Origin of the sequence: Thermococcus sp. (assembly GCF_027063845.1) — an archaeon.
GTDB lineage: Archaea > Methanobacteriota_B > Thermococci > Thermococcales > Thermococcaceae > Thermococcus.
The window spans coordinates 1-20,229 of record NZ_JAMOQU010000019.1 but is presented as its reverse complement, the minus strand read 5'-3'; the positions used below and the strand labels follow the sequence as shown (position 1 = coordinate 20,229).

The following is a 20,229-nucleotide window of genomic DNA, read 5'->3' as shown; positions in this document are numbered from 1 at the left end:
GCTAAAGAAGAGTTCAACATAGAAATAGAAAACAAAGCAACCACCCAGCTCAAACAAACATCGTTTTCAGCACGTCGGCGCAGCCGCAGTTCCTCTCCTCGGGAATCCTCGGGATGCCCTTCTTAAGGAGCTCCTGAACCTTGTAGTTGTTCTCGGCCATGACCTTGAGAACCTCCTGGGCATCAACCGGCTTGTCGGCCCAGACGTCGTAGTCGGTGACCGTTGCGATGTTCACGTAGCACATTCCAAGCTCCCTGGCCAGGTTTACCTCTGGGACGAGCGTCATTCCTATTATGTGGGCGTACTGGCGGAACATGAAGCTCTCCGCTCTAGTAGAGAACCTCGGTCCCTCGATGCAGACGTAGGTTCCCTTCTCGTGGACAGGGAAGCCGAGCTCCTTGGCAGTTTCGTAGAAGATTCTCCGCATCTCGGGGCAGAAGGGGTCGGCCATCGAGACGTGGGCAACCCTGGGCCCGTTGTAGAAGGTGTAATCGCGCTTCTTCGTGAAGTCAATAAACTGGTCGGTTATGACGATGTCCCCCGGTTTATACTCCTCACGGAGCGAGCCAACTGCCGTTATGCCTATGACCCTCTCGACGCCCAGCTCCTTGAGCGCCCAGATGTTGGCCCGGTAGGGCACTTCGTGTGGCGGGAACTCGTGGTGCTTGCCGTGCCTCGGTATGAATGCCACCTCAACGCCCTCGATTTCGCCTATTTCCACCGGGGCCGAGGGCCTGCCGTAGGGCGTGTGAACCTTAACGGTCTCCCTCGGCTCGAAGACGCCGTAAACCCCGGAACCACCTATGATGCCTATCCTCAGCATGGTCATCACCGTGTTAAATGCTCGCTCCACTCATATAAGGGTTGCCTTTCCAGTGGAAACGAAGGGCGGAAACTTTAATAACCTTTGGGAACTAAATATTCCGGGGGTGGTGAGATGGAGGAGAAACCTGTCAAGCTCGTCCTGCCGGAGGTAAAGAACCCGATATTCATCGAGGGTTACCCGGGAATAGGCCTTGTAGGCCACATAGCGGGCAACTTCCTGGCCAAAGAACTCGGAATGGAGATGATAGGCTACGTTGAGAGCCCCTTCATACCTCCGATGAGCATAGTCCTCGAGGGGAAGCCCAACCCACCGCTCCGCTTCTACGGCAAGGACAACGTAATCGTGGCGGTAGCGGACATCTACGTGCCCCCGACGCTCGTCAACGAGATAGCGAAGGAACTCGCGAGCTACCTCAGCGAGATGAAGGCCGAGAAGGTAATCTCCATCGGCGGAATCGGCATAGGCTTCTTCAAGGAGAAGATGGAAGTGTGGGGCGTCGGCGCGAGAGAAGAGCTCAACAGGGAGCTCGAAGAGGCCGGAGCGAAGATACTCCAGTACGGCTCGATTATGGGAATGAGCGGAAAGCTCCTCTGGGAGGCCGGAAAGAGGGGCTTAAACGCCTACGTGCTCCTCGGCGAGACGTTCGGCGACAGACCCGACCCTCGGGCGGCAGCGAACGTCATCGAGGTACTCAAGAAGCTCACGCCGATTGACGTCTCGACTGAACCGCTCATCAAGGAGGCGGAGATGATTGAGGAGCAGCTCAGGAAGATGCACGAGCAGATGGAGCAGGCACGGAAGAAGGAGATGAAGCAGTACGAGAGCATCTACCTGTGAGGTGGTAACATGGAGGCGGTAATCCTCGCTGGAATCGCGAGACGGGTTTTAGACGAGCTCCTGAGGAACCCCTACAGGACGATAGAGCTCAGAAGCGCGAGAAACATCCTTGCAATCGAAGAGGCGATAGACGAGGCCCTCAGGCTGTTCCTCACCTACGACCCCTTTGACGACGTCTCCACTGGAACCGAAGGTCTCCTCGCGGAGCTGATAGAGGCCAGAGAGCTTGAGACGAGGGTCCCCTGGGAGGAGAGCGACGAGAGGGAAATCACAGTCTGCAGGGCAAAGGTAAAGCTGGTCGGCCTCGGGCGGGTTGTGGAGGTCGAGAGAAGGGACGGAATCCTCGTGGCGAGGGTTAGGGAGCTGTTCCCGCAGGAGATGAGCATGGGCTAAAACAGCCTGAGCTGTCTTCCCCTCGATTTTCTGCCCCTCCTCGGCGGTTCGAGCTTCCTGAACTCAAGGCCCTCCTTTTCGAGCAGTTTTTTGGCGCCAGAGGTGAGTGAAGGGGCCACGAGGATTCCTCTGACGTTCTCGTGCTCCTCGCGGAGGGTTTCGACGTAGCGCTTGAGCTGGCTGACCGCATGCAAATCCGCTCTCCTGCGCTTCAACTCGAGAACTACAAGGTTTCCGTCCCTGTCAACCCCCAAAACGTCAACGATGCCGTGCTTAATGGGCTTCTCGCGGTAGAGTGGCTTAAAGCCGGGCTCTATCACCTCGGGGTTCTCGAAGATGAGCTCGGCCATCTCGGCCTCGCTACCCGTCAAAGCGAGCTCCTCGTAGTCCTCTGCGTGGAAGACCGTGATTAGGTAGACCTCATCGAGCTCGACCTCCAGCGTTTCCCTGGGCTTCCTCCTGACCGAGACGAGAACGGGCTTTTCGCGGAGCTCAAGTTTAACGACGCTTCCTGGCGGTTGCCAGTTGACAGGCTCTCGCTTCTCCTTCTGGTGTATCAAGAAAGAGCCGTCGGGTTTAACTATAATCACCCTGTCGCCTGGGCCGAGTTCACTTTTGGCCCTGCCGTCGTAGTGAACCCGACAGCAGGCGAAGATTGTAAGCACTCCCTCGGAGGAAACGGCCAAATCGACGAGGAGTTTTATTTCCTCTGGAGATGGGTTCTCCCTGAGCTCAACCTTGGGCATGGAGAAGAGTTTGAGGGGCCGTTTATAAGGTTTAAACTGACAAAGCTACTTGCATTCTTAGATTATAATCTAGTATCTTGTATTCTAAACACACATTATTCACAATATGATTTTTAATACTTTTAGCATTCCAATTCATTTAGAAATAACACATAATACTACAAAGGATATCAAAATAAAACAATTAGTAATTTAAAACCCACTAGAACTTTTCTGTAAGCTTTGTCACTTAAACCCTTCTTCCAAGTTGATTTCGTGGGCTTTTGCTTCAATGATGTGGATATTGTGACATTGATATGATCTCTTACCTTGAAACGTCGTTTCAGTAAAATCATCCTCTCGAAAACCAAATATTCTACTAAGCCTACTCCTTAAACTTCCAGCGGATGGACCCACAATATAAATTGGTTTTCCTCTATTTGCTCGTATGATATCGTTAAAATGTTCATCAGCATAGTTAAATGAGTATCCAATGACAATGATCTTATCAGCATTACGGATCCATTCACTTGCTTTATACCATATTTCAATAAATTTATTTGACAATACTGGTTTAAGTTTCAGAGGTGGAATTATACCTGGTATTACGTATTTGTTCTTGTTAAAATCAATATTCGGTTTTATAGTGTTTTCCAAAAACGCATTAATTTCGTCTGCATCTTCGATATTTAGTAAATCTCTAAGATCCATTCTAAGATATTCATTAAGGGAGCCATGGAAATACAAATAATTATCATGCGGTAGGACCTTGGATAAAAAGGTAGTATAATTAAAAGAAATAACTTTAAAATCTTTTGGAATCATAGAATAAAAAGGTATGCTATTTTCATCTATTTTTGATAAAACTTCATTTTCTTTCATTTTTAGATATGCCCACATCATCCAAGAAATGTAGAGGTATTTTTTAATATCAGAGGGTTTCTCATTATAAAAACCAAGAAATGTTTCAACAAGTAAAGTTTCTATGTCCAAAAAATGGGTGCTCAATACTCTATATATCGGGTTTTCTGGTTCTTTCAAACTTTGTCTTAAAACTCTCTTCATTATGACTTTGAAAGAATCCGAAAATGAGAGTTTTGTAAATTCGATTATTGATTCGTCCTCTATTTCGGCTATGATATCCTCTCCAAAAACTTCTTTTATCAATTCAACGGTTTCATCATCCAGTTTGCTACCCTCTTGAATGGTCTTAATTTTCTTGAATAATCTTATGAGTAGCTCTGCCAATTTTTTATCTTTTTCATCATAACTATCTATCTGATTTTTTTGGTATTCTAGTTTTCTTACAAGATCTTCCATTTGGTTCTCATCAGATTTTGTTATTGATTCTATTGCTTCCTTGATAAATCTATTGAACGAAAATCTTAACCCCGGGAGAAATGATCTTATCGTTTGTTCAATTTCTTTCCCTTCCTCCTCAGAAAACCTTGCCAGTTCTGGAACAAGCTGTGCAGCTAAAGGCATGTCTATCCCGGGAGTCTTATCCACACCCGCACCGATTACTAAAACGGTATTACCCCTATTCATCTAAAACACCTCTCTTCTTCACCCGGGTGGACAAGTCAGACAGGCATTTAGCGCAACCCACAAGCTGTTACAGATAATAACTGGCAACTAATATAAACTTTACTGTTGATAAGTTGTGTTACATAATAGTACTCTTACATAAAGTAGAATTATCCAAATAAAAAGAACTAGTCAAAAGGGGTAAGAGTACAAAAACAAACAGAAAACATGATAATCCAAGTCAATCCTCAACTCCCTTCTCGGTAATCCTGAAGACGGCCTCTCCTTCGGGCAGGTGCGGGCTGTCTATGAGCCTTGCAACCCTCTTTCCGGCCTTGCCCTTCCTGAGGTAGATTCTGAGCGTCGCGCTGTGAGCAAGTATGTGACCGCCGACGGGCCTCGTGGGGTCGCCGAAGAAGGCATCGGGCTTCGCCTGCACCTGGTTCGTCACGAAGACCGCTATGTCGTAGAGGTCGGCAAGACGGTGCAGGTCGGAGAGGTGCTTGGCCAACTTCTGCTGTCTCTCGGCGAGGGTTCCCCTGCCGACGTACTCGCTCCTGAAGTGGGCCATGAGCGAGTCAACGACGAGTAACTTAACAGGTCTGTCTGTTGAGGCCTTCTCCTTGATTATCTCCTCCGCCTTTTCAACGAGAAGCATCTGGTGGTTGCTGTTGAAAGCCCTTGCCACGTAGATGTTCTTGAGCGTCTCGTCGGGGTCCAAACCGCGGGCCTCAGCTATCTGCCTTATCCTCTCGGGCCTGAAGGTGTTCTCGGTATCAATCCATATCACCGAACCGCCGAGGCCACCTTCCTCAGGCGGTTTCTGGACCATGACGGCGAGGGTGTGTGCGAGCTGCGTCTTTCCGCTTCCGAACTCACCGAAGACCTCGGTTATGGCCTGTGTCTCTATTCCGCCTCCGAGGAGCTTGTCGAGGGCTTTGCTTCCAGTGGAAATCCTGCCAATGGTCTTCCTCTTCTCCATGTACTCGTCGGCGCGCATGAAGGTTCCGATGTTAGCGGCTTCTCTGGCGGCCTGGATTATCTTGAGCGCGGCACCTTCGCTTATTCCCGCTATCTCCTTGAGCTCGAGCGGTGAAGCAACGGCTATGGCCTCAATACTGTCGTAACCGGCCTCGCGAAGCTTCTCAGCAGTGGCAGGACCAACGCCAGGCAAATCCTCAAGGGTCTTGATTTCTTTTTCCTTCTTCTTTGAGGACGATGACGGTGAGCTTTCGGCTATTTCAAGCTCCTCGAACTCCTCAAGCTCTTTAACCTCTTCAACCTTCTTCTTCGCCATGAGACTCACCCGGGAATACCCTTAATGGGGGTAAAGTTCGGTGGTTAAATAACTTTTCCCGGAAAAATCGGGGAGGCAATCTTTTAAGATTTTCGCCCGTTTCGAAAAACGAACTTTATAAACGCCCGAATTTTACTGAAAAGCCAAGAAAGAAGAGAACTACAAAAGATAGACCACGAGCTCAGGATTTTCCAGTGGAAATGGAACTCCTCAGAACTATCAGTCTGGCACCCTCAGGAATCGGTTCGTCGAGAGGGGGATTGAGAACCGGGCCCTCGCGGTAGTAACCCAGGAGAAACAATTCCTTTGTCTCCTTGAGCTCGCGGAGGGCCTCTATGTACGGCCTGCCCCAGAAGTCCCGTCCGTCTATCACGGTGACGTCGTAGCCCTTAACCGAGCTCGTTATGTCGTCTATAACGTCAACCACCTCAGGCTCGAAGACAGAACTCGCGAGAAGCCTTCCTGCCAGGCTCCTGCTCACGATGACCCTATCCGCACCGGCCCCCTTCAGGAGCTCAACGCTTTCCTCACTCAGGACCTCGACGAGAACCCTTGCATTTGACATCCTTTTCACCATGAGGGTAACAAAGACGGCCTTTGAGTCGTCTTCGAGGGCCAAGATTACGTGAGAAGCCTTTTCAACACGGGCCCTCTCAAGGGTCTCCCTGTTGGTGGGGTCCCCTATGAGGACCTCTATTTCCTCTGGAAGCTCAACCTTCTTGCGCTCCTCCTCGCTGGGAAAGACCACAACAATCGGGGCCAGCCCCAGCTCACCGCGCTCGATTGCACCGATAAGTTCGTTAACGCAGGTTGAAACGCTACTCCCCTGCCCGATTATCAAGTAATGGTTGGAATATCTAACCCTGTGCATGCCCATCATCCTCCTCAGGGACGAGGAAATGAAGTTCTCGGCCAGAAGGGAAACGAGGGCCGTAAAAGTCGAGATTCCGGCGACGGAGGCAACCATTGCAACGATTCTCCCCGCCCCGGTATTTGGCGTAACGTCGCCGTAGCCTATGGTCGCCATCGTTATGACGGCCCAGTAGAAGGCAGTGAAGAAGTCAACGCCCTCAAAGTAAGCAAAAGCGGTTGCAAACGCTATTGCAAGGAGCAGAACCGCGAGGGCTATCTGAATTAACCGGTTTCTGCTCACCTTGACCTTCACGCGGAGCAGTCGCCTCACGACGGTTACAGGTAGCATGGGCTTCATTTCCACTCGAACCTTAAAAAGATGTCCTATACTCAAAACAATTCATTGATGGTCATTAAAATACTATCAGGAACAGTTTTTCCAGTGGAAACAAAGGTCTTTTTCGATGCTCATCGAAAAGACCCCCCAGAGTTTCATTTCCACTGGAACCCATTTTCGGAAAACGGACGGTTTTGACAGGGTAGTTAAATGTAATGGGGATTCAGGGAGATTGTTTAAGTACGTAGCTGTTGAATCGTTCAATAAATTGTGCAAAATCTTATTATACTGTTCAAAATTTTCGTGCATTGTCCACATTAATTTAGTTGTTTGTTCATAGAAAGATATAAAAACTGGCACCGATAAGAAGAATGGGAGCTTTTTATCAACTCTAAATCGGTCTTCTATGGGAAGCTTCAAAAGCCCGCTCCACTGGAAACAAAACTCTGGGGGGGATATAAGCTATTTAACTTTTCTAATTCTGCAATCGTTATTGTTTAACTAAACTGAACTAAACTGTTCTTTAGTGCTCATCTTTTGATAGCCACACATGTTCATTTTCCTTTCAGTGGAAATAACCAATCCTAATCTGTTTCGGGTTTCCAAATACCAAACCTCGTGCACATCTATGGGCATTTGACTTTCCCGTTTCCTCTGGAAGGGCAAACCATTAATTCACCAACGCCGTATTTCGGTTGGTGGTTCCCGTGGAGATTAGGGATGTTGTTCTCGACTGGTTGCGCTCCGGCAAGGACGATGCCAACGACATCGTGGACCTGCCCTGGGAGGTCAAGCAACTTGAACCGAACCTCTATGTGGCTGAGCACCCCAAGATGCCCTTCACACTGCTTCTCTCGTTCGGAGAAGGCTTCATACGACTGCTGGCCCCTATGGGTCTTGAAACGTTTTCCATGACCAAGGACGAAAAGCTCAAGGTCTACCATGCACTCCTTCGGCTGAACGCGGAAATCAACCTGATGAAGTTCCTCCTTATGGGCATGAACGACGACGTTTACCTCGCGGTTGACTTGGACACCTCCAACCTCGGTAAGGCGGAGTTCAACGACGCACTCTCGGCCCTTCTCGTTGGTCTGCTCTCAGCCGTTTCGGCGCTTAACCTCGAGGAGGAGTTTGAGGCCCTGCTAAAGGAGCGCGTGCTCGCGATGGTCTACGAGAGACTTCGCAAGGGTGCGAGCAGAGAGGAGCTTCTTGACTTTCTGGTTTCCCGTGTGGGGATGCCCGAGAACGAGGCTTTGGCACTTCTCGCTGAGGTTCTTCCCGAAGAACAGGATAGGGGCTACCTTTAGGGGCAACTTCCCCTTCTTTCTGCATTCTCCTTTTACATTCTCCTGTTCAACAAGGCATATAAACCCAGACCCCACACTTGCTATGCTTTCCACTGTATCCGGTGCTTCCGGTGGAGATTTGATACAATGTGCAAAATTTCAAGAAATATCTGGATTAAATCCAGATAATATCTGGCATGTTTGACAAAATGTTCCCATTTGTGGGCTTAATTACGACGGTAATACGGCGTGAGAGTATGATTTCCGGTGGAGATGGGAGCCATGGGGGACAGGGACGACTACCTGACGTCGATATTCGAGAAGTACCTCCACGCCAAGAAGATTTTCAAGAACAAGGAAGTCCTGCGGCACAGCTACACGCCAAAGGAACTCCCTCACAGACACGAGCAGATTGATGAGCTGGCTCATATCCTCGTTCCGGTTTTAAGGGGTGAAACGCCCTCGAACGTCTTCGTCTACGGCAAGACCGGAACCGGTAAAACCGTGACGGTGAAGTTCGTAACCGAGGAGCTCAAGAAGATATCCGAGAAGTACAACATTCCCGTCGAGGTCATCTACATCAACTGTGAGATAGTCGACACCCACTATCGCGTTCTCGCGAGGATAGTCAACCACTTCAAGGCGGAGAGCGGTGTAGAGGTTCCCCTCGTCGGCTGGCCGACCGATGAGGTCTACGCCAAGCTAAAGGAAGTTATAGACGCGAGGGAGCGCTTTGTAATCATCGTTCTGGACGAGATAGACAAGCTCATCAAGAAGAGCGGGGATGACATACTCTACTCCCTCACGAGGATAAACACCGAGCTCTCGAGGGCGAAGGTCAGTATAATTGGAATTTCAAACGACCTCAAGTTCAAGGAGTATCTTGACGCCCGCGTTCTGTCGAGTTTGAGCGAGGAGGAAGTCGTTTTCCCACCCTACGACGCCAATCAGCTCAGGGACATTCTCATGCAGCGCGCAAAGGAGGCCTTCTACGAGGGCGTTCTTGACGATGCGGTCGTTCCCCTCTGTGCGGCTTTAGCTGCTCGCGAGCACGGCGACGCGAGGAGGGCTCTTGATTTGCTTCGTGTCGCTGGAGAGATAGCGGAGCGCGAGGGGGCGAGCAAGGTAACCGAAAGGCACGTCTGGAAGGCACAGGAGAAGATTGAGCAGGACACGATGGAGGAAGTCATAAAGACCCTCCCGCTCCACTCGAAGGTCCTCCTCTACGCGATAGTCATGCTCGACGAGAACGGTGAGCTGCCGGCCAACACCGGCGACGTTTACTCCGTCTACAAGTCCCTCTGCGACCACCTTGACGTCGAGCCGTTAACCCAGAGGCGCGTGAGCGACCTAATCAACGAGCTCGACATGCTCGGCATAATTAACGCCAAGGTCGTGAGCAAGGGCCGCTACGGCAGAACGAAGGAGATAAGGCTAAACGTCACCCCCTACATGGTGAAGAACATCTACCGCCACGACGAGCAGGTTAGGAGCCTGCTTACCCTCACCCTCTCCAAGCAGAGGAGGTTGTTCTGATGCTGATTGAGGATTTAATCAAGAATAAATACCTGATAACTCCCTCCGCCTACTACCTCCTCGAACCCCACTACAAGAGGGACTTCACGCTTGCCGAGCTGATAAAGTTCGCCAAAGCTCGGGGGACCTTCGTCATAGACTCATCCACAGCCGAGGCCTTCCTCGCCGAGAAGGGTCTCTTTTCCACTGGAGAGCTCACTGAGCGGACCCCCCTTGAGGTTTCGGAAGAAGAGCCTCTTGGGGCTTCTCAGGAGGAAATACGTGAGGAATTTGCTGAATCCGATGAAACTCCAGTTTCTAAAACTGTTGTAGCCTCTCGGCCCGAAGAAATTCCCTCTTCTGAAAACGTTGAATCCATGAAAGCATCGGGTTCTATTTCCACTGGAGATGTTGTGAAAAGCGAGGTTGTCACGGCTTCTTCTGGGGAAGAGAGCGTTGAACCTGCTGAAATTGTTGGTGGGACTTCAATTTCCACTGGAACAACCATTGAATCAGAGCAATCTCCTGCATCTAATCCCGTTGAAGAACCAATTTCCAGCGAGATTTCGGAGGGGGAGAGTTTTGTTTCCACTGGAACACCTGAACCTGAAGAACTCGTGGATGAGGCCGCTGGTTCATTGGATTCGTCACTAACCGAGGTCGTCGAGGACTCACTTCCAGTGGAAGCCGAGCCCCTGAACGGTAACGGCTACGGAAACTACGCCGACAGTGAGGAGTATTACGAGAACGGCGAGAATGGAAACGGAGTGAAGCCCAAAATCGTCTACGGCGACTACGGGATTCCCATAGCGTACGTCGGAGAAGACGTCGAGGGCGAGAAGAGCTACTCGACGTACAAAGACGTTGTGATAAGGCCCAAAGAGGGCTTCCGCTATCGCGCGAAGGAGATTCCCGACGACTGGGAGATAACGTTCGACGTCAAGAACGTGAAGTTTGAAGCCCCGAAGGTCAAGAACGCCGCGAGCAAGGAGGGTGAAATAATAATCCAGGCCTACTCGAGCTACTTCAAGTCGAGGCTCAGGAAGATGCGCAGAATCTTCCGAGAGAACCCCGAAATCGGGACGGTCATAGACATCGCGAAGCTGAGCTACGTCCGGGACGACGAGGTCACGATAATCGGCCTCGTCAACGACAAGCGCGAAACGGCGAAGGGCTACATGTTCGAGGTCGAGGACGCGACCGGGAGGATAAAGGTCTTCCTCGGCAGGGACAAGGAGAACGCTTCACAGGCATACAACGCTATAATGCCCGATTCGGTCGTTGCCTTCCGCGGTCAGCCGGGCAGGGGAATCTTCTTCGCCAACCGCGTCTTCCTCCCGGATGTGCCGAAGTTCAGGCGCGAGAAGCCTCCACTGGAAGAGAAGGTCTACGCTATCCTGCTGAGCGATATCCACGTTGGCTCCAACAAGTTCTGCGAGAAGGCCTTTGAGAAGTTCCTCGAATGGCTCAACGGCGAGGTCAACAGCAGGGCCGAGGAGGAGCTCGTGAGCAGGATTAAGTACATGATAATCGGCGGTGACGTCGTTGACGGCGTCGGCATCTACCCTGGCCAGTACAACGAGCTGGCTATTCCCGACATCTTCGACCAGTACGAGGCATTGGCCAATCTCCTCCGCAACGTTCCGGAGCATATAACCATGTTCATCGGCCCGGGCAACCACGACGCCGCGAGGACCGCTCTGCCACAGCCCGGCTTCTACGAGGAGTACGCCAAGCCGATATACAAGCTCAAAAACGCCGTGATAATAAGCAACCCTGCGGTGATAAACCTCCACGGCAGGGAGTTTCTCATCGCGCACGGAAGGGGCATAGAGGACGTCGTTGACTTCATTCCTGGGAGGAGCCACCACAGGCCCGCCGAGGCGATGGTTGATTTGCTCAAGCTCCGTCACCTCGCGCCGACCTTCGGGAACAAGGTTCCCATAGCTCCCGACCCCGAGGATACCCTCGTCATCGAGAGCGTTCCTGACCTCTTCCAGGCCGGCCACGTTCACGTTATGGAGTACCGGATTTACAACGGCGTCTTCGTCATCAACAGCGGAACCTGGCAGGCCCAGACCGAGTTCCAGAAGATGGTGAACATAGTTCCCACTCCAGCGCGCGTGCCGATAATAGACGTTGAGACGGCCCGTTTGAGAGCCGTTGTGAGCTTTGACCAGTTCTGCGAGGGGGTTTGAATGGGGGAAGAGCTCTACTCGCCTGAGATGAAGGCTTACTTCGAATCACTCCAGAGGGAGATTGACAGGGCCTACGAGATTGCGAGAAAGGCCCGGGCCCAGGGGAAAGACCCAAGCCTCGACGTTGAGGTTCCCCAAGCAACCGACATGGCCGGCCGTGTTGAGAGCCTCGTCGGCCCCCCTGGAGTCGCCGAAAGGATTAGAGAGCTCGTCAAGGAGTACGGTAAGGAACTGGCGGCTCTTAAGGTCGTTGATGAAATCATCGAGGGCAAGTTCGGCGACCTGGGGAGCAAGGAGAAGTACGCGGAGCAGGCCGTCAGAACTGCCCTCGCGATACTCACAGAGGGTATCGTCTCGGCTCCGCTTGAGGGAATAGCTGACGTCAAAATCAAGCGCAACACCTGGGCTGACAACAGCGAGTACCTGGCCCTCTACTACGCGGGCCCAATTAGGAGCTCCGGTGGAACTGCTCAGGCGTTGAGCGTTCTCGTTGGCGACTACGTGAGGAAAAAGCTCGGCCTCGACCGCTTCAAGCCGAGCGAGGAGCATATAGAGAGGATGGTCGAGGAGATAGACCTCTATCATAGAGCCGTTACGAGACTGCAGTATCACCCCGAGGCCGATGAGGTAAGGCTCGCGATGAGAAACATCCCCATCGAGATAACCGGTGAAGAGACCGATAAGGTGGAAGTGAGTCACAGGAACGTTCCCGGCGTCGAGACCAACCACCTGCGCGGTGGAGCGATTCTCGTTTTGGCGGAAGGCGTCCTCCAGAAGGCAAAGAAGCTCGTCAAGTACATAGACAAGATGGGCGTGGAAGGCTGGGACTGGATAAAGGAGTTCGTGGAGGCCAAGGAGAAGGGCAAATCCGAGGAGCCCAAGGCCGACGAATCCAAGGCCGAGGATTCAACTAAAGAGGAAATCACCGAGAAGGTTGAAAAGGGCTTCTACTACGAGCTCTACGAGAGGTTTAGAGCCAACATCGCCCCCAACAAGAAGTACACGAAGGAGATAATAGGTGGCAGGCCCCTCTTTGCCGAGCCTTCAGAGAACGGTGGCTTCCGCCTGCGCTACGGAAGGAGTCGCGTTAGCGGCTTCGCGACGTGGAGCGTTAACCCGGCCACAATGATAATCCTCGACGAGTTCATAGCGATAGGAACGCAGATGAAAACCGAGAGGCCCGGAAAGGGCTGTATCGTTACCCCCGCGACAACAGTGGAAGGCCCGATAGTCAAGCTCAAGGACGGGAGCGTCGTACGGGTTGACGACTACGAGACGGCTCTTAGGGTTAAAAACGAGATTGAGGAGATTCTATACGTCGGAGATGCCCTCGTGAACTTCGGCGACTTCGTTGAGAACAATCAGACGCTTTTGCCGGCCAACTACGTCGAGGAATGGTGGGTTCAGGAGCTGGTGAAAGCAATCGAGGAGCTCTACGAGGTCGAGCTCAAGCCCTTCTCCGACAACCCGCGCGAGGCCGTTGAGGAAGCAGCCGAATATCTTGAAATAGACTCAGATTTTCTGGAAAGCCTTTTGAGAGACCCACTCCGGGTTAAGCCGAGCGTCGAGCTGGCGATACACCTCTCGAAGGTTCTGGACATACCCTTCCACCCCTACTACACCCTCTACTGGAACACGCTGAAGCCGGAGGAAGTGGAGGAACTCCAGAAGGCTTTACTAAACGCCCAAATCGAGTGGGACGAGTTCAGGAAGCTGAAGTTCGCGAAGAAGGTAATCCTCGAAAACGACCCTCAAATCAAGCGCTACCTTGAGCTCCTCGGCCTGCCCCACAGGCTCGAGAGGACAGAGGACAGGAGGAAGGTCATCGTCGTGGACTATCCCTGGAGCTCGGCCCTTCTCACGCCCCTCGGCAACCTCGAGTGGGAGTTCAAGGCTAAGCCGTTCCACACGGTCATTGATATAATCAACGAGAACAACCCGATAAAGCTCCGCGACAGGGGAATAAGCTGGATAGGGGCCAGAATGGGCAGACCCGAGAAGGCCAAGGAGAGGAAGATGAAGCCCCCTGTTCAGGTGCTCTTCCCGATTGGCCTCGCTGGCGGGCAGAGCAGGGACATTAAGAAGGCCGCTGAGGAGGGCAAGACTGCTAAGGTTGAGATAGCATTCTTCAAGTGCCCGAAGTGCGGACACGTTGGCCCCGAGCACCTCTGCCCCGTCTGCGGGACGAGGAAGGAGCTCCTATGGCACTGCCCCAAGTGCAACGTTGATTATCCTGAAAGCGAGGCTAAGGAGTTCGGCTTCCGCTGTCCGCGCTGTGACGTCGAGCTGAGGCCCTACGCTGAGAGGGAAATAAAGCCCTCCGAACTGCTCAGAAGGGCGATGGAGAACGTCAAGGTCTACGGCATCGACAGGCTCAAGGGCGTCAAGGGTATGACCTCGGGCTACAAGATGGCCGAGCCCCTCGAAAAGGGCCTTCTGAGGGTCAAGAACGACGTCTACGTTTTCAAGGACGGCACAATCCGCTTCGACGCCACTGATGCTCCGATAACCCACTTCAAGCCGAAGGAGATAGGGGTCAGCGTTGAAAAGCTTCGCGAACTCGGGTATACGCATGACTTCGAGGGCAAGCCCCTTGAGAGGGACGACCAGATAGTCGAGCTGAAGGTTCAGGACATAATCCTCTCCTACGAGGCGGGTAAATACCTCCTCAAGGTCGCGCGCTTCGTCGATGACCTGCTTGAGAAGTTCTACGGTCTGCCGAGGTTCTACAACGCCGAGAAGATGGAAGACCTGATAGGCCACCTCGTCATCGGTTTAGCGCCCCACACCTCTGCCGGAATCATCGGCAGGATAATAGGCTTCTCCGACGTTTTGGTCGGCTACGCGCACCCGTATTATCATGCGGCGAAGAGGAGGAACTGCTTCCCTGGGGATACGAGAATCTTAGTCCAGATTGATGGAAAACCTGCGAGGATAACTCTCCGCGAGCTCTACGAGCTGTTTGAAGGGGAGAGCTACGAAAATATGGTCTACGTGAGAAGGAAGCCGAAGAGGAACGTTAAGGTCTACTCCTTTGACCCCAAGAGCGGGAAGGTTGTTCTCACCGACATCGAGGACGTCATAAAAGCTCCAAGCACCGACCACCTGATTCGCTTCGAGCTCGAACTCGGGAGGAGCTTCGAAACGACCGTCGATCACCCGGTTCTCGTCTACGAAAACGGGAAGTTCGTGGAAAAGAGGGCCTTTGAGGTGAAGGAGGGCGATAGGATACTCGTTCCGAGACTTGAATTCGGAGAAGTTTCCCTTGAAAACCTTGACCTGTTGGAGGCCTTCGCTGACGAGAAGTTTAAATCCCTCTGGGATTCCATAATGGTTCGCGGACTTTCGTACTGGCTTTCTTTGATTGGGGCTGAAGTCAAATACGATTACCTTCAGAGAGACTCGGTACCGCTTTCCAGAGTGCTTGAAGCTCTTGAGGAAAAGGGCCTGTCCATTAAGGATGTTCCCGACTGTAAGCTTGCTTTCAAGAGGGATAAAGTCACAATCAAGCGCTTTGTTCCAATAAAGCCTCTGATGAGGGTTCTTGGCTATTACCTCGCCGAGGGCTACGCGAGGGAAAGCAACAGCGTTTACCAGATAAGCTTCTCGATAGCGGACGATGAAGTTCGCGAGGACCTCAAGAGAGCATTGAGAGAGGCTTTCGGTGATGGTTTTGGAATCTATGAGCGCGGGGAGAAGGTCACCGTTGGCTCGCGTATTCTGTACCTGCTCTTCACAGAAGTTCTCAGTGCAGGGAAGAACGCCCACACAAAGCGCGTTCCCAGTCTGGTTTATGTACTACCGAAAGACGCCGTTGCGGAGATGCTGAGGGCTTACTTTGAGGGCGACGGAAGTGCTCTCAGTACAGTTCCGAGGGTGGTGGTTTACAGCGTTAATAAGGCCCTCCTTGAGGACATTGAAACGCTACTGATTTCGAAATTCGGAATCAGAGGATATTATACTCTCGATAAGAATGCCAACAGGGGAAACGCTCGTAGCAGGCTCTATCACCTTGAACGTAGAAGCGAAGTTCCCGTCTCAACAGTTTATGCATTGAACATTGCGGGTGAGCACTACCATGTGTTCTTTAGAGAAATAGGGTTCATCAGTAAGCGCAAGAATTCTGTCTATTCAACTCATTCGGCCAAAACAAACAACAGGGACAGATACTCACATGAGATGGGATGGATTGTCAAAGTTAAGCACGTCGAATATCTCAAGCCTAAAGATGACTTTGTGTTCTCATTGAACGCTAAAAGCTACCATGATGTGCTAATAAATGAAAATATTGTAACACACCAATGCGACGGCGACGAGGACGCTGTAATGCTTCTCCTCGATGCGCTACTAAACTTCAGCAAGTATTACCTCCCCGAGAAGCGCGGCGGTAAAATGGACGCACCGCTGGTCGTTACGACGAGGCTCGACCCGCGTGAGGTGGACAGCGAGGTCCACAACATGGACGTCGTTCGCTATTATCCCCTTGAGTTCTACAAAGCCACCTACGAGATGAAATCGCCGAAGGAAGTTAAGTTCATCGAGCGCGTTGAAGATAGACTCGGCAAGCCTGAGATGTACGAGGGGATAAAGTTCACCCACGATACGGACGACATAGGCCTTGGTCCGAAGATGAGCCTGTATAAACAGCTCGGCGACATGGTCGAGAAGGTCGAGAGACAGCTCGCTTTGGCGGAGCGCATTCGCGCGGTCGATGAACACCACGTTGCGGAAACAATACTCAACTCCCACCTGATTCCCGACCTAAGGGGTAACCTGAGGAGCTTCACGAGGCAGGAGTTCCGCTGTGTGAAGTGCAACACGAAATATCGGAGGCCTCCGCTCATCGGGCGCTGTCCGAAGTGCGGTGGAAAAATCGTCCTGACTGTGAGCAAAGGTGCGGTGGAAAAGTACCTGCCCACTGCAAAGATGCTGGTTACCCGCTATAAAGTCAAGGACTACACGAGGCAGAGGATTTGCCTGACCGAAAAGGACATAAAGACGCTCTTCGAGACGGTTTTGCCCGAAAAGCAGAGGACTCTGCTCGGCTTCTCGGCGGATGTGTGCGAGAAGATGATTAGGGAGCGGACGGGTTCTTCCAACGGAAAGAACGGCTACCTCGACGGCTTCAACGGAAAGAACGGGAAGGCGGGGAAAGCGAAGGCAGAGAATGAGGTCAAGAAGGAGAAGATGCCCAAGGCCGAAAAGTCGATAGACCTCAAGAAGGAAGTCAAGAGGGAGAAGGCGAAGGCAAAGCGGAAGAAGCGCATAAGCCTCGATGAGTTCTTCGGGAGTTAGCTATTTATAGTCCCTCTGCCTATTTCTTCCGATGCTCGACCAGTTCAAGCTCCTCCCCAGCGTTGCCTACCTGCGCGTCGAGAGGCAGGCGTTCATAGGCTACTCCATGCCCCTTGCGGGGTGGATAGGGGAGTATCTGATTAACTACCAAAAGCTCCCCAGGCCGAACTTCCTCGGAAGGGCGATGAGAAAGCTGGGCTTTTCCTTTGCTGGCGAAGAGAAGGACGAGCGCTCGATAACCCAGTTCTTCGTGAAGGGGAGCGTCTCAATAAGCGCGAGCTGGGACGTCGAGCGGGAAAGCCTGTTCCTCCAGTTGATTCCGCTCCGTTCAAGGCTGTCGAGGGGTTTAACCGTTAGGGCCGAGAACATTGAGTTCTACGACCAGTTCGTTGTTTCCATTGAGCCCGCCGAGAGGCTTCCTCTTGGCGTGAGGGGGATAGGGATTAAGGCCCTAATCCTCGAGGACTTCTACCCCGTAGAGACCCCCTACTGGGGAATGCTCCACGAGGACTGGGAGAGCGAGCTCAACCTGCTCGTCATGAGGGACGAGGTTTATGACTCTTTGAGGCGAGAGGAGTACCGCTGTCCGGTCTGCTTCTCCCCGTTGAGCGAAGAGAACGGCGTTTTGAAGTGCACCCGCTGTGGATTCGTTTACACTCCTGAGACTGACTTCGAGAGAGTCGTCGAGCAGTTCAGCGTGGAGGAGTTTGCGTTTTGATAAACAGTGAAGACGGTGGTGATTAATGGCTGACGATAAAAATAATCCAGATCATCCAGATCCTATTAGCGTCTTCAGTTTCTTTATCGCAGTTGCTACGATAATCGCAACTGTTGTGTCGGAGATGCTCAAGGATAGTGGGATACAGGATGAATATGTCTTTGTAGCGGTTTTCTCAATGTTCATGGCTATGTCATTTGCTTTAGGTCACGTGTATTCCTCCAACAAAAACAAGGGGATGGACAAAATTGCTGGTGCATTCCTTGATGCTTTTTTAGCTTTGTCAGTTTCAATTGTAATTGCGAGGTATCTATCAGATAATCCCAAGGATTTTATCAGCAATCTCCCCCGTATGATAGCTTTATTTAGCGTTGCGTTCTTTCTGTTTATATTTTTCATTTATATGGCTGAGGAAAGCCTAAAACTAAAATTGTCTCCAAAGCCAAATCTCACTCCGCGTACTTGGGAGTACTCGGCTGTTGGAATTAGCATAATAGTCTTTGTTATTGTTGGACTTATTAAGAGCGGAATCTTCGTACATGTAAGTGTTCTGACTGTTATTATTTGGGTTATTGCTGTTTCCATTTTATTAATATCATTAAAAGTGTCAAAAGGTTGTGGATTGTTTGTTTTTATGATATTAGTCTTGGGTTATTTTACCCTTAAGTCTCCATCAGAGGTTTTTTTAATCCCTGGATTTCTCCTAATGTTTTTCATGAAATTGTTTTTGGATGATGTTCTTTTTGTTTCCTCTGCTGAGAGTTCAAAATTGAAAGAAGCAAAAAAGATCAAACACGCAAGAAAGGATAGATCTATTTTGTTCTTCTTGTGGAGACATCTAAATATGCATCCCAAGAAGAGGACACTAAGAAAGCCCTAAAGTTTGACTGCATTCCGCTAGAGACTAAGAAGTTTTTAAGAGCGAACAAACTGAAACAGCTCTATAGAGGGTTTACTCCTCTTTTGAGGGTCTCTTTGGGCGTTGATTTAGATTCTAGGGAGTTACGAACTTGGTCAAACTCTGAGGAACTGCTGTCCCATACCTCGAGCAAAGCTCGACATCGCGCAGGCAAAGTTTCAGGGTGGGGCGAAGCCCCACTCCAGGGGTTTGAGAGTACAGGAAGCTTTTGGAAAAAGCTTCACCAAAAGTTGGTAGCTCTCCGCTCAAGGCTCGAATGGAGCACAGATTTTGCTTGTAAAACCGTACCTTTTAAGAGAGAACCATTAGAGCCGACACCCTCAAAAGGGTTTATTTCCCTTGACGCCCTCCAGGCGTCGATTTAAATATCAAACCCTTCCAAAAGGGGCAATTTAAAAAGTTCTCTTACTCAACACAGCCAATTAATTTGAAATTTTGAAATAGGGCCTTCTAGAAAGAGCTACAAACTTTGATGAAACTTTGCGAAGGCAAAGTTTCTATGGTAGCCCCGCCGGGATTCGAACCCGGGTCGCGGGATCCAAAGTCCCGCATGCTTGGCCGCTACACCACGGGGCTGCCCGATAGAAAAGCAGAGTCCAGGCTTATAAATCTTAAGCCTACAAACCAGTATTTAAAAGTGGGAAAAGGGGCTCAGACGATAAGCGACACCAGGTCCCTTATCGCCTTCTCTGGGTCTTTGGCCTTGGTAACACCACTCGCGAGGAGAACTCCGACGCTTCCGAGTTCAAGAGCCTTCTTCACGTCCTCGCCCGTGCTGATTCCGGCCCCAGTGAGAACCTTAACCTCGGGGTTGACCTTCTTAACCAGCTCAACGGTGTCAGTGATGACCTCAGGCTTGGCCTTGCTGACTGGGATTCCCGTCCCTATGAGTTCCGGTGGCTCGACTGCAACGTAGTCCGGGCCGAGAGCTGCAACCGCCGCGGAAACGGCCGGGTTGTTGGAGCAGACCATCGTCATAAGACCAACCTCCTCGGCACGCCTTATGGCCGCTTCGAGGTCTGCCAGAATCATCCTGTTCTCGGAGTGGTTGAGGAGCGTTCCTACCGCGCCAGCTTCCTTCACTGCCTCTGGGAGAACGTGGCCGGTGTGGCTTCCAGGCTTAATCGGGTCGATGTGCTGGGCGAAGACCGGGATTTCAACGCTCTCGGCTATCATCCTCAGGTCCGCGAGCTGGGGCGCGACGACTATGGTTATCCCTGTCTCTTTGTAGACCTTCTCGGCGGCCTTCGCTATCTCTAGCGCCCTCTTCCCTGTTGCCTCTATGTAGGTCTTGAAGTTAATCGCTATAATCGGCTCCTTCAGCTTTGCCATGGGTATCACCGTTGGTGTTAAGTCCTTTCCCCTTAAACGTCTTTCGGGGAGTTTCGTTTCCACTGGAGAGGGGCCTGCCGAATGGGTCTATCAAACCGGCCCTTATCAGAGAGGAGCTTATCTTCGGGCCGAGGGAGCTCCTTATTATCGGAATCACGACTATCTCGAGCGG

General features: G+C 51.4%; 14 protein-coding genes, 1 tRNA gene and 1 pseudogene. 8 read left to right on the top strand and 8 right to left on the bottom strand.

What is annotated here, in order from left to right:
- Positions 1 to 49 precede the first annotated feature (49 nt).
- On the bottom strand, positions 50 to 823 hold the full coding sequence (locus MVO87_RS01295; protein WP_297515747.1) for an S-methyl-5'-thioadenosine phosphorylase: 774 nt from the start codon (positions 821 to 823) through the stop codon (positions 50 to 52).
- 114 nt (positions 824 to 937) lie between these two features.
- On the opposite strand from MVO87_RS01295, the gene MVO87_RS01290 reads away from it, so the two are divergent.
- Positions 938 to 1,663 (top strand): proteasome assembly chaperone family protein, encoded by a 726-nt coding sequence (locus tag MVO87_RS01290; protein ID WP_297515735.1) that lies wholly within the window; start codon positions 938 to 940, stop codon positions 1,661 to 1,663.
- Between the two features lie 9 nt (positions 1,664 to 1,672).
- On the top strand, positions 1,673 to 2,056 hold the full coding sequence (locus MVO87_RS01285; RefSeq protein ID WP_297515738.1) for a DUF473 domain-containing protein: 384 nt from the start codon (positions 1,673 to 1,675) through the stop codon (positions 2,054 to 2,056).
- On the opposite strand, the gene nucS is transcribed toward MVO87_RS01285, so the two are convergent.
- The 4 genes from nucS to MVO87_RS01265 all read right to left on the bottom strand — a co-directional run bounded on the left by nucS (position 2,053) and on the right by MVO87_RS01265 (position 6,806).
- Complete coding sequence (gene nucS / locus MVO87_RS01280) at positions 2,053 to 2,802, bottom strand: endonuclease NucS (RefSeq protein ID WP_297515741.1); 750 nt, start codon at positions 2,800 to 2,802, stop codon at positions 2,053 to 2,055. The two genes, MVO87_RS01285 and nucS, sit on opposite strands and share 4 nt — an antisense overlap.
- Positions 2,803 to 3,027: 225 nt before the next feature.
- The gene (locus MVO87_RS01275; RefSeq protein WP_297515744.1) at positions 3,028 to 4,329 is read right to left on the bottom strand and encodes a hypothetical protein; all 1,302 of its coding nucleotides are present in this window, start codon (positions 4,327 to 4,329) and stop codon (positions 3,028 to 3,030) included.
- A gap of 220 nt (positions 4,330 to 4,549) precedes the next feature.
- The gene (radA, locus tag MVO87_RS01270; RefSeq protein WP_042692101.1) at positions 4,550 to 5,605 is read right to left on the bottom strand and encodes a DNA repair and recombination protein RadA; all 1,056 of its coding nucleotides are present in this window, start codon (positions 5,603 to 5,605) and stop codon (positions 4,550 to 4,552) included.
- Positions 5,606 to 5,786: 181 nt separating this feature from the next.
- On the bottom strand, positions 5,787 to 6,806 hold the full coding sequence (locus tag MVO87_RS01265; protein WP_297512129.1) for a potassium channel family protein: 1,020 nt from the start codon (positions 6,804 to 6,806) through the stop codon (positions 5,787 to 5,789).
- A gap of 686 nt (positions 6,807 to 7,492) precedes the next feature.
- On the opposite strand from MVO87_RS01265, the gene MVO87_RS01260 reads away from it, so the two are divergent.
- From MVO87_RS01260 to MVO87_RS01235, 6 genes are all read left to right on the top strand, one after another.
- Complete coding sequence (locus MVO87_RS01260; protein ID WP_297512120.1) at positions 7,493 to 8,101, top strand: DUF8183 domain-containing protein; 609 nt, start codon at positions 7,493 to 7,495, stop codon at positions 8,099 to 8,101.
- A 261-nt stretch (positions 8,102 to 8,362) separates the two neighbouring features.
- Positions 8,363 to 9,616, top strand: coding sequence for an ORC1-type DNA replication protein (locus tag MVO87_RS01255; protein WP_297552007.1), 1,254 nt, complete (start codon positions 8,363 to 8,365; stop codon positions 9,614 to 9,616).
- Positions 9,616 to 11,793, top strand: coding sequence for a DNA-directed DNA polymerase II small subunit (locus MVO87_RS01250; protein WP_297551937.1), 2,178 nt, complete (start codon positions 9,616 to 9,618; stop codon positions 11,791 to 11,793). The genes MVO87_RS01255 and MVO87_RS01250 overlap by 1 nt, the downstream gene beginning before the upstream one ends.
- Positions 11,794 to 17,088: a DNA-directed DNA polymerase II large subunit gene (locus MVO87_RS01245; RefSeq protein ID WP_297551935.1), complete on the top strand. Its 5,295-nt coding sequence runs from the start codon at positions 11,794 to 11,796 to the stop codon at positions 17,086 to 17,088. It begins immediately after the preceding gene.
- Between the two features lie 31 nt (positions 17,089 to 17,119).
- Positions 17,120 to 17,806, top strand: coding sequence for an eL43 family ribosomal protein (locus tag MVO87_RS01240; RefSeq protein ID WP_297551933.1), 687 nt, complete (start codon positions 17,120 to 17,122; stop codon positions 17,804 to 17,806).
- A 25-nt stretch (positions 17,807 to 17,831) separates the two neighbouring features.
- Positions 17,832 to 18,686 carry a hypothetical protein gene (locus tag MVO87_RS01235; RefSeq protein WP_297515685.1) on the top strand — a complete coding sequence of 285 codons (855 nt, stop codon included), beginning with the start codon at positions 17,832 to 17,834 and terminating at the stop codon, positions 18,684 to 18,686.
- A gap of 539 nt (positions 18,687 to 19,225) precedes the next feature.
- On the opposite strand, the gene MVO87_RS01230 is transcribed toward MVO87_RS01235, so the two are convergent.
- The 3 genes and pseudogenes from MVO87_RS01230 to MVO87_RS01220 form a co-directional block, all read right to left on the bottom strand.
- Positions 19,226 to 19,301 (bottom strand) — tRNA-Gln (locus MVO87_RS01230).
- Positions 19,302 to 19,376: 75 nt separating this feature from the next.
- Positions 19,377 to 20,057, bottom strand: a complete 681-nt coding sequence (gene tpiA / locus MVO87_RS01225) for a triose-phosphate isomerase (RefSeq protein ID WP_297515688.1) — start codon at positions 20,055 to 20,057, stop codon at positions 19,377 to 19,379.
- Positions 20,023 to 20,229: pseudogene (locus tag MVO87_RS01220) on the bottom strand (phosphopantetheine adenylyltransferase); the annotation flags it as partial. The gene tpiA and the pseudogene MVO87_RS01220, both read right to left, overlap by 35 nt.

Bases quoted from the DNA above. Each gene is read 5' to 3' on its own strand.
- MVO87_RS01290 (WP_297515735.1), top strand. From the start codon at position 938: ATGGAGGAGAAACCTGTCAAGCTCGTCCTGCCGGAGGTAAAGAACCCG.
- MVO87_RS01265 (WP_297512129.1), bottom strand. From the start codon at position 6,806: ATGCTACCTGTAACCGTCGTGAGGCGACTGCTCCGCGTGAAGGTCAAG.
- MVO87_RS01275 (WP_297515744.1), bottom strand. From the start codon at position 4,329: ATGAATAGGGGTAATACCGTTTTAGTAATCGGTGCGGGTGTGGATAAG.
- tpiA (WP_297515688.1), bottom strand. From the start codon at position 20,057: ATGGCAAAGCTGAAGGAGCCGATTATAGCGATTAACTTCAAGACCTAC.
- MVO87_RS01240 (WP_297551933.1), top strand. From the start codon at position 17,120: ATGCTCGACCAGTTCAAGCTCCTCCCCAGCGTTGCCTACCTGCGCGTC.
- radA (WP_042692101.1), bottom strand. From the start codon at position 5,605: ATGGCGAAGAAGAAGGTTGAAGAGGTTAAAGAGCTTGAGGAGTTCGAG.
- MVO87_RS01295 (WP_297515747.1), bottom strand. From the start codon at position 823: ATGCTGAGGATAGGCATCATAGGTGGTTCCGGGGTTTACGGCGTCTTC.
- MVO87_RS01235 (WP_297515685.1), top strand. From the start codon at position 17,832: ATGGCTGACGATAAAAATAATCCAGATCATCCAGATCCTATTAGCGTC.
- MVO87_RS01255 (WP_297552007.1), top strand. From the start codon at position 8,363: ATGGGGGACAGGGACGACTACCTGACGTCGATATTCGAGAAGTACCTC.
- nucS (WP_297515741.1), bottom strand. From the start codon at position 2,802: ATGCCCAAGGTTGAGCTCAGGGAGAACCCATCTCCAGAGGAAATAAAA.
- MVO87_RS01245 (WP_297551935.1), top strand. From the start codon at position 11,794: ATGGGGGAAGAGCTCTACTCGCCTGAGATGAAGGCTTACTTCGAATCA.
- MVO87_RS01250 (WP_297551937.1), top strand. From the start codon at position 9,616: ATGCTGATTGAGGATTTAATCAAGAATAAATACCTGATAACTCCCTCC.
- MVO87_RS01285 (WP_297515738.1), top strand. From the start codon at position 1,673: ATGGAGGCGGTAATCCTCGCTGGAATCGCGAGACGGGTTTTAGACGAG.